The organism is Prolixibacter sp. NT017, assembly GCF_009617875.1.
Taxonomy (GTDB): Bacteria; Bacteroidota; Bacteroidia; order Bacteroidales; family Prolixibacteraceae; genus Prolixibacter.
The window spans coordinates 2,649,931-2,662,647 of the sequence record NZ_BLAV01000001.1; the positions used below are offsets into that span (position 1 = coordinate 2,649,931).

The window sequence follows — 12,717 nt, forward strand, 5'->3', positions numbered from 1 at the left end:
AGTGTGTCGATTGATTGCCTAAACGGGCCGGCGAACTCAAAAAGCGTTTCGGATGGTTACCTGAACCGCGCAGGCAACACAAAAAGTGATTTGGATGACTACCTAATTCCCGATGGCGAATCAAAAAGTGATTCGGATGGTTACCTAAATCTCGCAGGGGAACCAAAAAGTGATTGCTCTGATAGCCTAAACTCAGTGGCGACATTAAAAAGTGTGTCGATTGATTACCTAAACGGGCTGGCGAACTCAAAAAACGTTTCGGATGACTGCCTAAATCCGCAGGGACGTCAAAAAGTGATTGCTCTGACTGCCTAAATCCCGCAGGGACATTAAAAAGTACGCCGTATGACTACCTAAACAAGCTGAAGGTACCAACAGGAACTTCGGGCAAATACCCAGACCTGCTGTTATCATTCGGGGTACCGGAAGATTCGCTACAAAAAAATCCCCGCCTCACCAGGAGAGACAGGGATTCGTTTGATTGTATGAGTATCAATTACGACCAAACTCAGATTATCATTCCCGCGCCCACGGTGTTGTTGGTCGCTTCATCAATCAGGATGAGGCTTCCGGTGGTGCGGTTGCGCTTGTACGAATCGAAGAAAAGCGGCTTGGTGGTTTTGATACGAATTTTCGCAATATCGTTCAAACCAACGCTTTTATCATCGGTTATTTCTTCCAGGGTATTGATGTTCACTTTGTGAATTACTTCGGTTACCATGCAGCGTGCCTCGTTGGAAGTGTGCTGAAGCATGTATTTTTTCCGAAGAGCCATCGGTGTTTCACTCAGCCAGCTGACCATCAGTTCGATTTCCTGACCTTGCTGCGGTTGATTTTCAGCATCGGAGATCATCGAACCGCGGCTAATATCGATATCGTCTTCCAACCGGATGGTCACACTTTGCGGCGGAAAAGCTTCCTGCTGCGCCTCACCACCAAAATCGATGGCGGCAATTTTCGTTTTCATCCCGGAAGGGAAAACCGCTACTTCCTGGCCTACATTGAAGACGCCACCCGCTACCCGTCCGGCGTAGCCGCGATAATCGTGGTACTTCTCGGCGTGTGGACGAATAACGTACTGTACCGGGAAACGCGGATCGAGCAAATCCTTGTCGTGCTCAATCGGGATATTTTCCAGCAGACCGATGAATGTAGGTCCATCGTACCAGTCTGTATTCTTCGATTTCTCTACCACATTATCGCCCAATTTGGCGCTGATGGGAAGATAATGAACATCTTTATTTCCGAGCCGATCAGCTACCTTGCTAAAATCAGCTTTAATCTCTTCGAAACGCTCCTGGTCGAAATCAACCAGGTCCATTTTATTCACGCAAACAATGACGTGCGGAATCTGCAACAAAGCCGCAATGTATGCATGGCGACGGGTCTGCTCGATAACGCCGTTCCGGGCATCCACCAGGATAACTGCCGCATTGGCTGTCGACGCACCGGTTACCATGTTTCGGGTATATTGTACGTGTCCGGGAGTATCGGCAATGATGAATTTCCGCTTCGGAGTGGCAAAATAACGGTAAGCCACATCGATGGTAATTCCCTGCTCACGCTCGGCCCGTAAACCATCGGTCAGCAGTGCAAGGTTGACCTCTTCGCCTCCCTTACCAACACTGGCCCGTTCAATGGCCTCCATTTGATCCTCAAAAATGGCTTTACTGTCATATAGTAGTCGTCCGATAAGAGTACTTTTTCCGTCATCCACGCTTCCGGCAGTGGTGAAACGTAAAAGCTCCATATCGAGATATCCGCTTTCTTTTCCAGACATATTTCAGTTTTAATTAAAATGCAGAAACGGCATCCGCTTCTGCCGGGTTATCTATTTTGAGTTAAGCAGGTTCTGTTAAAAGTATCCTTCCTTCTTACGATCTTCCATCGCCGCTTCCGAGCGTTTATCGTCGGCCCGGCCTCCTCTTTCGGTTACCCGGCTGATGGCCACTTCCTGGATAATATCTTCCAGCGAATCGGCGGCAGAAAGAGTCAATCCGGTACAGGTGATGTCGCCAATGGTGCGACAACGCACTTTTCGTTTTTCCACTTTTTCACCCGGTTTCAATTCCATGAAAGGCGCTTTTGCCAACCAAACACCGTCGCGCTGGAAAACTTCGCGTTCGTGGGTATAATACAGGCTTGGCATTTCAATATTTTCGAGAAGAATGTATTGCCATACATCCATTTCGGTCCAGTTACTGATGGGGAATACACGGAAGTGCTCGCCCACGTTCTTTTTCCCATTGAAAAGGTTCCAAAGCTCCGGACGTTGGTTCTTCGGATCCCACTGTCCAAAATCATCACGGTGAGAGAAGAAGCGTTCCTTTGCACGTGCCTTTTCTTCGTCACGACGTCCGCCTCCCATCGCACAATCGAATTTCTCTTCCTCAATGGCATCGAGCAGTGTTACCGTCTGCAGCATATTGCGGCTGGCATTCGGGCCTTTCTCTTCCACCGCACGACCTGAATCGATTGAATCCTGAACGTACTTCACGATCAGCCGGGTGCCGGTCGATTCAGCCAGCTCATCGCGAAATTTAATGGTTTCGTCGAAGTTGTGGCCGGTATCGATATGCATTAAAGGGAATGGTACCCTTGCCGGGAAAAAGGCTTTTCGTGCCAAGTGAAACATAACGATGGAATCTTTTCCACCAGAGAAGAGCATAACGGGATTTTCGAATTGTGCAGCCACCTCACGAAGAACGAAGATTGACTCTGCTTCCAGTTCCCGTAAATGATTTATAGTGTATTCTTCCATAGACGTTTGATTTTCCTGAATCTGATCCTTTACGCGGGTATGATAAAATTATTTTCTGTTTAAAAACAAGTACCCGGTCAGGCCACAAAAATATATAATCTGCCTAAAAAACGGTCCTGTTAAGCAAACAATTAATCAACTCAATCCGTATTCACTCTTTCGGAATTGAAAAATACCGTTATTTTTGCAAGCACGTATTGACAAATCCCAAACACATCGGGTATGAAAGAAAGAATAGATAACCTGAATGAAAAATTTCAGGGGGCAAATGTTGGCGAAGTACTTTCCTGGTTTCTAAAAGAATTCAAGGGAAAGATAGCTTTATCCAGCAGCCTGGGGGCGGAAGATCAGGTATTAACCCAAATGGTTACGGGAATTGATAAAGAAGCGACTGTTTTTACACTGGATACCGGCAGGCTTTTTCCTGAAACCTACGACTTAATTCACCGCACCAACAGTAAATACGGTATTAAGATTAAGGTTTATTTTCCGGAAGCTGCCCGCGTGGAAGAGATGGTTGGCGAAAAAGGAATTAATCTTTTCTACGAAAGTATTGAGAACCGGAAACTGTGTTGCCATATCCGGAAAATTGAACCTTTAAAGCGGGCTTTCAAAGGTCTGGACGTATGGATTTGCGGTTTACGTCGCGATCAGTCGGTTACCCGCCACGATATGAAACTGGTGGAATGGGACGAGGCTAACGGCCTGATTAAACTCAATCCGCTTATCGACTGGACCGAACAAGATGTATGGGATTATATCAATGAAAACAAAGTTCCGTATAATCCGTTACATGATAAAGGCTATCCGAGTATAGGCTGTCAGCCTTGTACCCGGGCTATTATGGAAGGAGAAGATGTGCGTGCCGGACGCTGGTGGTGGGAAAATCCCGACACGAAAGAGTGCGGTCTTCATAAACGCTAAAAAATATTTGAATTGGGAAAGGGATTGGGTCCCTTGTTAATGGAAAAAGAAAAAAGCGTCGGGAATCCGGACGCTTTTTTTTATGCTTGTAATCTCAATAAACCTATTTATCAATCGTATTTGTGCTTGGGATCGTCACTCAACTGGAAGCCTTTGTTGTATTGCTCCATTGCCTGCAAGCTCATACCCATCGATGAGAAACCTCCGTCGTTGAACAGGTTTTGCATCGTGACCTTCTTGGTCAAATCGGAGAACATTACGAGGCAGTAATCAGCACACTCATCAGCTGTTGCGTTACCCAGTGGCGACATCCGCTCGGAGAAGTCGAGCAAGCGGTCGAAACCTTTCACTCCGCTTCCCGCTGTTGTCGGCGTAGGCGATTGTGAAATGGTGTTTACCCTCACATTTTTCTCACGTCCGTAGATGTAACCGAAGCTACGGGCAATCGATTCGAGCAGCGATTTGGCATCAGCCATGTCGTTGTAACCATAGAACGTCCGCTGAGCTGCGACGTACGACAACGCAATTACCGAACCCCATTCGTTGATGGCGTCGAGTTTCTTTGCTGTCTGCATCACTTTGTGAAAAGAGAGTGCCGAAACATCCAACGTCTTGTTCAGGAAACCATAATCCAGGTCACTGTAATGTTTTCCTTTACGGATGTTGGGTGACATTCCGATGGAATGCAAGATAAAGTCAAGCTTTCCACCCAAAACTTCCATCGACCGGACAATCAGCTTTTCCAGATCCTCAACATTCGTTGCATCAGCAGGAATCACTTCCGTGTTGCATTTTTCAGCCAACTTCTGCGTTTCTCCCATCCGGAGTGCAACCGGTACGTTGGTCAATGTAAAGGTAGCTCCTTCTTCGTATGCTCTTTCGGCCACTTTCCAGGCAATTGAATTGCTGTCCAAAGCACCGAAAATAATACCCCGCTTACCTTTCAATAAATTATAAGCCATAATCTTAGATATTTAAAACTTGATCTCTTTTCCAAAGGCGGCAAAAATAAAAAAGTTATGATAAACCTTTTTCACCAGATTATTAAATAACATCTTTCCAACCCATAATGGTCAAAAAAGTTCACGATAAAGCAAAAAAAAGCTCCGTTACCGGAGCAGTTCCTGTGCATTTTGCAAGGCTGCATCGGAGATGTTCTCTCCGCTCAACATCTTCGCTAACTCTTCTACCCGCTCCTTTTTCGACAGAAGCTTTAGGTGAGTAACCGTCTCGTGTTCCGTATCCTGTTTGTATACCCAGAAGTGGTAATCGCCTTTGGCTGCTACCTGCGGAAGGTGAGTGATGTTGATGACCTGCATGCCTGCCGACATCTCTTTTAAGATACCGCCCATTTTACCGGCAATTTCGCCCGAAATTCCGGAATCAATTTCATCAAATATAATGGTTGGCAATGCTTTCGATTTTGAAATCAGCGACTTCAGCGAAAGCATTAAACGGGACATCTCACCACCCGAGGCCACTTTCGAAATCTCGCAGAGTTCTGCATTCTTATTAGCCGAAAACATGAAACTAACCTCGTCGATTCCGGTTGCCGAAGGCGTACCGTTTGAAGCAAGGTCAACCCTGAAGCGTGAATTGGGCATCCCCAGCTGCAATAAAAGATTATTCACCCGCTCTTCGATGGCGGGCAAAACTTCCTTCCGCTGTTCTGATAACTGCTCAGCCAGCTTTTTCACTTCTGTTTCGGCCGCGTCTCGTTGCTTTTCGAGCTTCTCAATTTCCAGGTCATACGAATCAATATCTGAAAGCTTTGCATCCAACGACTCTCTGATTTCAATCAACTCAGCCACCGTTTCCACCCGATGCTTTTGTTGCAATGTATAGATTGAATCAAGGCGCTCATTCAGGAACCCGATGCGCCCCGGCTCATACTCTATACTTTCAGCAGCCCGTTCGGCCTCATCGGCTATATCTTTCAATTCGAGGTAGGCACTCTCCAAACGCTGGTGCAGCTCCTCTCCTTCCGGGAAGAATTTCGCCACCTTGTCCAGCAAGTTCAAACCGTCTTTGCTACCGCGAACCACCGACGGTCCTTCGCCATTCAGCAATTCGAAAAGCTGTGTCAGGTTGCCTTTTATCTCTTCCGCATGGTTGAGTGTTTCCAGTTCCTTTTCCATCTCTTCCTGCTCACCATCAACCAGAGCAGCGCTTTCGAGCTGTTCGAACTGAAAACGGAAGTAATCCAAATCGGCTTTCGACTGTTCGGCTTTTTCCACCAGTGCATTTAGCTCCTGCACCGTTTTCCGGTAAACGCGGAATTTCTCCCGGTAGGATACCAGCAGATCATTGTGACCGGCATACAAATCGACTACCGTGAGTTGAAAATGCTGGTTATTGAGTTCGAGATTCTGGTGCTGCGAATGAATATCTACCAGTCGCAATCCCAAATCGCGCATGGCTTTCAGGTTCACCGGTGTATCATTTACAAACGCTCTCGATTTCCCTGAAGGACTTATCTCTCGCCGGAAGATAGCCTGGTCTTCATAATCGAGATCGTACTGCTCAAACAACTCCTTCAATCCATAAGCCTTTACGTTGAAGACTCCTTCCACAACACATTTCTTCTCGCTGTCTTTCAACGCTGTGGTATCGGCCCTTTGTCCCAAAATCAGCGATAAAGCACCCAAAAGAATCGACTTTCCGGCTCCGGTTTCCCCCGTAATAATGGTAAAACCAGGATGGAATTCCACGTCGAGTTCCCGAATCAATGCATAATTACGAATCTTAAGCCGTTTTAACATAGTATCGTTTGTTAGTGGCGTTTAAAGCCCGTCTGATTTTTGAATTTTTTCGTATTTCCCCGAATTCGACGGATCACACTCCGAGAGAACTGTCATCACCCGTCGCTTTTCATCGGGCGTTCCCTTCTCAAAAATATTCACCAACTCATCCGACTTGGCGTCGAAGAAAATACGATTGATGTAAGTATCCGGTTTCGTTCGGTAGATACGTTGCATATCGGTCAAGGCATCGGCAATCTCGGCCCGTCCCACATCTGGCTTATCGGCCATCACGTCTAGTCCTTTCCGGTAATACCGGTACATTAAATCGTGAAAAGCGGAATACGAACGGTTCAGTAAATTCTCGGTCAACCAGTAACGGTTATAATCACTCTCGTAAGCTTTCCAACCTTTCTCCCGCGCATTCTGACAACGATTCACTATATCTTGTGCTTTCTGAAAATACGGTGTTCCGCCTTGCGGCGAAAAGGTGTCATAATCGAAGCCAATAATAATATAGGCATAATAGGCCAGAATATTTGTCAACGCATCGGTATTGGAAGTTTCATCAAATTGAAGTGGCTGAAATTCGACATACCGAACGTGAAAATCGTTATCCTTGATATTGAGCACCGTCGATTCGTACGATGAATTGAAAACCGGCCGCCTGGATTGTATCTGGATCGTTCCCTTGAACTCGTCAGCAGCCACCTGTTGGGTTATCTGGATAAAGACGTTGCATTCAATCCGTTCGTCCTGCGAGAAGACGTTATCCGTCCATTTACGGTTGTTCATGAACTCGTATATATCCTTCTGCATCGACTGAAATATCTGCCGATTGGTTCCTTCAATCCGCGAACTGGACACACTTACATTACACCGCAGCTCCTGCCCAAATGCGGTTACCGAAAAGAAAACCAATAAAATAACGAGGATTGTTCTCTGCATACCGTTCTCTGTTTGTCTGCCTAAATGTAGCAAAAAGGAACAGAAGGTCTACTTCCTTTCCATCATATCGACCACCACATTGACGATATCAGCAGCCACTTCCGTTTTAGGCTTCAATCCAAAGCGATGCTGTTTTCCGTTGCGTTCGATGATGGTAATCTGGTTCGTGTCGTGCTGAAAACCGGCGCCCTTATCCTGAAGCGAATTCAGTACAATGAAATCCAAATTCTTCTTCTCCAGTTTCCGTTGAGCATTTGTCTCTTCATCGTGCGTTTCCAATGCAAACCCAACCAGCAACTGTACTTCCTTTTTCATTTCACCTAAACTGGCTGCGATATCGGGATTAGGCTTTAGCTCAATGGTGTAATTGCCTTCTCCCCTTTTCACTTTCTGCTCTTCCGTTTTCACGGGAGCATAATCAGCCACCGCAGCTGTCATCACCGCACCGTCGCACAAAGGAAATACTTCCTTAGCTGCCTGGTACATCTCTTCAGCCGATGTCACGTCAATTTTCCGAATATTGGGATGGGAAATACTCAACGCCGTTGGGCCGGAAACTAAAATCACTTCTGCCCCGCTATCGGCTAACGAAGTGGCAATGGCATATCCCATTTTACCGGAAGAATAATTACCGATAAAACGGACGGGATCGATTTTTTCGTGTGTGGGACCTGCTGTAACGAGAAAGGTTTTATTCAGCAGTTTTTTTTTTCGTTGAAGAAGGAGATGACCTTTTCAACTATGACTTCCGGCTCTTCCATCCGGCCTTTACCAACCAGCCCACTGGCCAGTTCGCCGGAGCCCGGCTCGATAATTACATTACCGAACGATTTGAGAATCTCGATACTCTGCTGATTCGACGGATGCTGAAACATGTCCAGATCCATAGCCGGAGCAACCATCACCGGGCACTTGGCCGACATATAGGTAGTTACCAGCAATGTGTCGGCTATTCCATGGGCCATCTTTCCCATTGTTGACGCAGTTGCCGGAGCCACCAACATCAAATCGGCCCAGATTCCCATATCGACATGACTGTGCCAGGTTCCGTCTTCACTGGAAAAAAATTCACTGACCACCGGCTTATTGCTGAGGGCTGAAAGCGTCAACGGAGTAATGAACTCCTTCGCAGAAGGGGTCATTACGACCTGCACTTCGGCTCCTTCTTTCACCAGCCCCCTTAAAAGATAAGCAGCCTTGTAGGCTGCTATGCTTCCGGTTACGCCAAGTATAATTTTCTTTCCCTGGAGTTTCATGTATGCGTTAGTTGTTACCGCAAAACCAAACACTCATTGAGTGCCGGCAATATTATTTCCGGTCTCTGGCCGGATTGCGGAAATAAATCTGATCGTCTTTCATCTCTTCGTAAGCAATAAGAGTCGGCTTAGGCAGACGCTCATAAAAACGAGAGATCTCAATCTGCTCACGGTTCTCGAAAACCTCTTCCAGGTTATCGGTATACGAAGCAAATTCCTGCAGTTTTTGATTCAGCTCCTCTTTCAACTCAGCGTTAATCTGATTGGCACGCTTGGCCAGGACCATGATTGACTCATAGATGTTTCCTGTACCTCTTTCCAGTTCCTGCAAATCGCGCGGAACAGTTGTGGTAGGGGCTTTGGTCTTTTTGTAATCCATATTATTTACTATCGATTTTTAAATCTTCATCCGTAATATTCAACATTTTCTTCGTATTGTTGAAGAATTTGTCGGCTTCCTTCCGATGATCACTGTTTGGGTAATCATCTATAAAGGTATAATATTCGTCAAGTGCCGCATTCAAGCGGTTCTCTTTTTTCTCCGGAATACTGTTTTCTGCCAGCAGGTATTTCGATTTCAGCAACAGGAACATCAACTCTTCGCGATACTCCGAATCCGGGAAGTCCTTCAAACTATTCGACAACGAAACAACTGCTGCCCGGTAGTCACCCAAATCGTAATACAAACGACCACTCAAATATGATTTGTAAACCAGCTTCTCGCGAAGTTCATCAATCAATTTAGTCGCTTCTTTTACATTGTCACCGTTCGGATACAGGTTAATGTAAAGCTGCAACGCATCGATTCCCTTCTTGGTGATCTCCTGATCGAGCCTCGGGTTCGGTGAATTCTTGTAATAACAATAACCAATTAAATACTGTGCTTCCTCAGAGTAATCGCTTCGGGGAAATTCTTTCAGCATTTGCCTGAAATAATGCCCTGCAAGCAAATAATCTTTCTGTCCGAGGTAACTCTTGGCCAAATAGTAATAAACCTGATCCGCCCGGCTTGTTCCCCTGTAAATATTTACCAGCTCCTGGTAAAGGGTTGTAGCCCGGTTGAAGTCATTATTATCGTAATACTCCTTGGCCTTTTTGTATTTAAATTCGTAATCGGTACTTTTAAGAACTTTCTGATAGTCACTACACGAAGCAGCAACAGTTGCCAATAAGGCGAACAGGAAAATAAACTTCAGTTTGCGAATCATTTTGCAAAGATAATTTTTTTCAACAAATCAAAACATCAAATTCTCAGAATTAAAAGGTGGTAGCTACCATCTTTCCCCCTAAAACTTTCACCTGCTTTACAACCTAATTTTAAATAGATTAAAAACGGGGAACAAAGGTTGCAAAAAGTCCTGAAAAGTTGATGCTTGCAGCCGGAAATTCAAACATGAAAAATGTCGCTCTAACGCTCTTTTTACTTCATGTTCAGCAGGTAGGGGGTGTTTGGTATAAAATCAAAAAAGTTTACTTTTGCATTGTTTTAATCAAAACCGCATGAATCGTGGATATTTTTGAGAAAATAAAGACAAACAAAGGAAATATTGGCCAGTACAAGAAAGAAGCTCATGGCTATTTTTCTTTTCCGAAACTCGAAGGAGAGATAAGTCCGAGAATGAAATTTCGCGGAAAAGAGGTACTTACTTGGAGCCTTAACAACTACATTGGCTTGGCTAACCATCCGGAAGTACGTAAAGCTGATGCCGAAGCAGCAGCTCAGTATGGTATGGCGTACCCAATGGGTGCCCGTATGATGTCCGGACAAACCAGTAAGCACGAAGAGCTCGAGAAAGAGCTGGCAGATTTCGTTGGTAAACCCGATGCGTTTCTTTTGAACTATGGTTACCAGGGAATGGTTTCCATTATCGATGCCATTGTCGGAAGAAATGACGTTGTTGTTTACGATGCCGAGTCGCATGCCTGTATTCTTGACGGAGTTCGTCTCCACATGGGTAAACGCTTCGTTTACCTGCACAACGATATGGACAGTCTGCGTAAGCAGCTCGAACACGCTACCAGCTTAGCTCAGAAAACCGGAGGAGGTATTCTGGTTATCACCGAAGGTGTTTTCGGAATGTCGGGTGACATGGGCCGTATCGACGATATCGTTGCGCTGAAGAAAGAATTCAACTTCCGTCTGCTGGTTGACGATGCTCACGGTTTTGGAACCATGGGTAAAACCGGTGCCGGAACAGGTGAAGAACTGGGAGTTCAGGATGATATCGACTTGTATTTCGGAACTTTTGCCAAATCGATGGCCGGAATTGGTGCATTTGTTGCTTGCCCGGAAGAGGTTTGTGATTACCTGCGCTACAATATGCGGTCGCAGACTTTTGCCAAGTCGCTACCGATGCCCATGGTGATTGGTGCACTGAAGCGTCTCGAACTACTGCGCACACAGCCGGAGCTTCGCGAAAAGTTGTGGACCATTGTTAACGCACTGCAGAATGGATTGAAGGCTGAAAATTTCGATCTAGGCGTGACCAACTCACCGGTGACCCCGGTTTACCTGTCGGGAAGTGTTGCCGAAGGTACCAACGTGGTAATGGACCTGCGTGAGAATTACAACATTTTCTGCTCCATCGTTGTGTATCCGGTTATCCCGAAAGGTCAACTGCTGTTGCGTTTGATTCCGACCGCCAGCCATACACTCGAAGATGTTGAGTACACCATTAAAGCATTTTCGGAAGTACGGAAAAAACTGGAAGCCGGAAAATACTCAACCACAAAAATGGCTCAGATATCGTAACGATATAAAAAGCATTCAAAAAGAAAAGCCTTCCGTTTTGGAAGGCTTTTTTATTTGTCAAAATCAGTGGTCAGTAAAATCAGCTATTCTTTTCCGAGAGGTAGCGCTCAGCATCGATTGCGGCTTTACATCCCGAACCAGCAGCGGTAACTGCCTGCCGATAGGTACTGTCCATTACGTCGCCACAGGCAAATACACCTTCAGCATCAGTTCTGGAACTGTTGCCAATGGTATGAATGTATCCGACATCGTCGGTTTTCAAGTAATCTTTGAAAATATCGGAGTTCGGTTTATGACCAATTGCCAGGAAGAATCCATCGATTTTAATCTTGACCTCTTCTTCATGGGCTTCGTCCTTATTTTTCCATAACGTAGCTCCTTCAACGACCCCATCGCCGAACAGAGCCTTGGTCTGATGTTTCCATAGAACCACTATATTCTTAGTATTGAATACTCGCTCCTGCATTACTTTGGAAGCACGCAACTCGTCTCGGCGAACAATCATATAAACCGTCTTACACAGTCCGGCCAGGTACAATGCTTCCTCGGCAGCAGTATCACCACCACCAACAACAGCCACGTCTTTACCACGATAGAAGAATCCGTCACAGGTGGCACAGGCTGAAACGCCCGAACCAGCGTATTTCTTCTCGTCCTCCAAACCAAGATACTTGGCTTCTGCACCTGTGGCAATAATTACCGTATCGGCTTCGATTACCTTCTTGTTATCGATGGTAATGCGGTGAGGAGGACCATCTAATTCAGCTTTTGTTGCCAGTCCCCAGCGAACATCCGTTCCAAAACGCTTGGCTTGTGCTTTCAGGTCTTCCATCATTACCGGGCCGGTGATACCTTCCGGGTAACCGGGAAAGTTCTCCACTTCGGTTGTTGTCGTCAGCTGTCCGCCTGGCTGCAATCCTTCGTACATTACCGGACTCAGATTGGCACGTGCTGCATATATCGCTGCCGTGTATCCTGCGGGTCCTGATCCAATGATCAGACATTTTACTTTTTCAACTTCTCCTGCAGGTTCAGTCTTTTGCGACTGGTTGTCCCCCAGATTCATGGATTTAAACATCTCTATAATTTTTTCGTTTTTAATTCTTTTCTTATTTGGTCACAAAGTTACGCATCAAAGCGTTTTCTTCCGAAAAATATCAATTGATTCTTGTTATCTGAACATAAACAAAACCTATGAGGGCATTACCCTCTCTCCACCCATCAAATTCCGTAAGGGTGAGAACCAGTACTATAGGCATAAACACTACAATAGACAGGATTTTTTGAGTTGAAAATTTTGTATAATTGAAAAAGGGACCTACATTTGCATCCGCA

General features: G+C 45.7%; 13 protein-coding genes. 3 read left to right on the forward strand and 10 right to left on the reverse strand.

Annotated elements, in window-relative coordinates; all coding sequences use genetic code 11:
- Window positions 1-3 precede the first annotated feature (3 nt).
- Window positions 4-315, forward strand: coding sequence for a hypothetical protein (locus GJU87_RS10860; RefSeq protein ID WP_153639540.1), 312 nt, complete (start codon window positions 4-6; stop codon window positions 313-315).
- Window positions 316-508: 193 nt separating this feature from the next.
- On the opposite strand, the gene GJU87_RS10865 is transcribed toward GJU87_RS10860, so the two are convergent.
- Window positions 509-1,780: a sulfate adenylyltransferase subunit 1 gene (locus GJU87_RS10865; RefSeq protein ID WP_153639541.1), complete on the reverse strand. Its 1,272-nt coding sequence runs from the start codon at window positions 1,778-1,780 to the stop codon at window positions 509-511.
- A gap of 75 nt (window positions 1,781-1,855) precedes the next feature.
- Window positions 1,856-2,782, reverse strand: a complete 927-nt coding sequence (cysD, locus tag GJU87_RS10870; protein WP_228492094.1) for a sulfate adenylyltransferase subunit CysD — start codon at window positions 2,780-2,782, stop codon at window positions 1,856-1,858.
- A 201-nt stretch (window positions 2,783-2,983) separates the two neighbouring features.
- Here cysD and GJU87_RS10875 point away from each other — a divergent pair, with 201 nt between their 5' ends.
- Window positions 2,984-3,685 (forward strand): phosphoadenylyl-sulfate reductase, encoded by a 702-nt coding sequence (locus tag GJU87_RS10875; protein ID WP_153639543.1) that lies wholly within the window; start codon window positions 2,984-2,986, stop codon window positions 3,683-3,685.
- Between the two features lie 110 nt (window positions 3,686-3,795).
- Here GJU87_RS10875 and GJU87_RS10880 read toward each other — a convergent pair whose 3' ends face one another.
- The 7 genes from GJU87_RS10880 to GJU87_RS10905 all read right to left on the reverse strand — a co-directional run bounded on the left by GJU87_RS10880 (window position 3,796) and on the right by GJU87_RS10905 (window position 9,838).
- Window positions 3,796-4,647 carry an enoyl-ACP reductase gene (locus GJU87_RS10880; RefSeq protein WP_106542510.1) on the reverse strand — a complete coding sequence of 284 codons (852 nt, stop codon included), beginning with the start codon at window positions 4,645-4,647 and terminating at the stop codon, window positions 3,796-3,798.
- A gap of 147 nt (window positions 4,648-4,794) precedes the next feature.
- Window positions 4,795-6,447, reverse strand: coding sequence for a DNA repair protein RecN (gene recN, locus GJU87_RS10885; protein WP_153639544.1), 1,653 nt, complete (start codon window positions 6,445-6,447; stop codon window positions 4,795-4,797).
- Window positions 6,448-6,468: 21 nt separating this feature from the next.
- A complete protein-coding gene (locus tag GJU87_RS10890) occupies window positions 6,469-7,374 on the reverse strand; it encodes a DUF4835 family protein (RefSeq protein WP_153639545.1) in 906 nt (301 codons plus the stop codon).
- Between the two features lie 48 nt (window positions 7,375-7,422).
- Window positions 7,423-8,076: a phosphopantothenoylcysteine decarboxylase gene (locus GJU87_RS21465; RefSeq protein WP_308788953.1), complete on the reverse strand. Its 654-nt coding sequence runs from the start codon at window positions 8,074-8,076 to the stop codon at window positions 7,423-7,425.
- Window positions 8,070-8,630, reverse strand: coding sequence for a flavoprotein (locus tag GJU87_RS21470; protein ID WP_228491959.1), 561 nt, complete (start codon window positions 8,628-8,630; stop codon window positions 8,070-8,072). The genes GJU87_RS21465 and GJU87_RS21470 overlap by 7 nt, the downstream gene beginning before the upstream one ends.
- Window positions 8,631-8,682: 52 nt before the next feature.
- On the reverse strand, window positions 8,683-9,009 hold the full coding sequence (locus GJU87_RS10900; RefSeq protein ID WP_106542507.1) for a DNA-directed RNA polymerase subunit omega: 327 nt from the start codon (window positions 9,007-9,009) through the stop codon (window positions 8,683-8,685).
- A 1-nt stretch (window position 9,010) separates the two neighbouring features.
- On the reverse strand, window positions 9,011-9,838 hold the full coding sequence (locus tag GJU87_RS10905) for an outer membrane protein assembly factor BamD (protein WP_228491960.1): 828 nt from the start codon (window positions 9,836-9,838) through the stop codon (window positions 9,011-9,013).
- 299 nt (window positions 9,839-10,137) lie between these two features.
- Between GJU87_RS10905 and GJU87_RS10910 the strand changes: the two genes are divergently transcribed.
- The gene (locus GJU87_RS10910; protein WP_153639546.1) at window positions 10,138-11,382 is read left to right on the forward strand and encodes a pyridoxal phosphate-dependent aminotransferase family protein; all 1,245 of its coding nucleotides are present in this window, start codon (window positions 10,138-10,140) and stop codon (window positions 11,380-11,382) included.
- Between the two features lie 79 nt (window positions 11,383-11,461).
- Here the strand turns inward: GJU87_RS10910 and trxB are convergent, their stop codons facing one another.
- Window positions 11,462-12,460 carry a thioredoxin-disulfide reductase gene (gene trxB, locus GJU87_RS10915; protein ID WP_228491961.1) on the reverse strand — a complete coding sequence of 333 codons (999 nt, stop codon included), beginning with the start codon at window positions 12,458-12,460 and terminating at the stop codon, window positions 11,462-11,464.
- Window positions 12,461-12,717 lie beyond the last annotated feature (257 nt).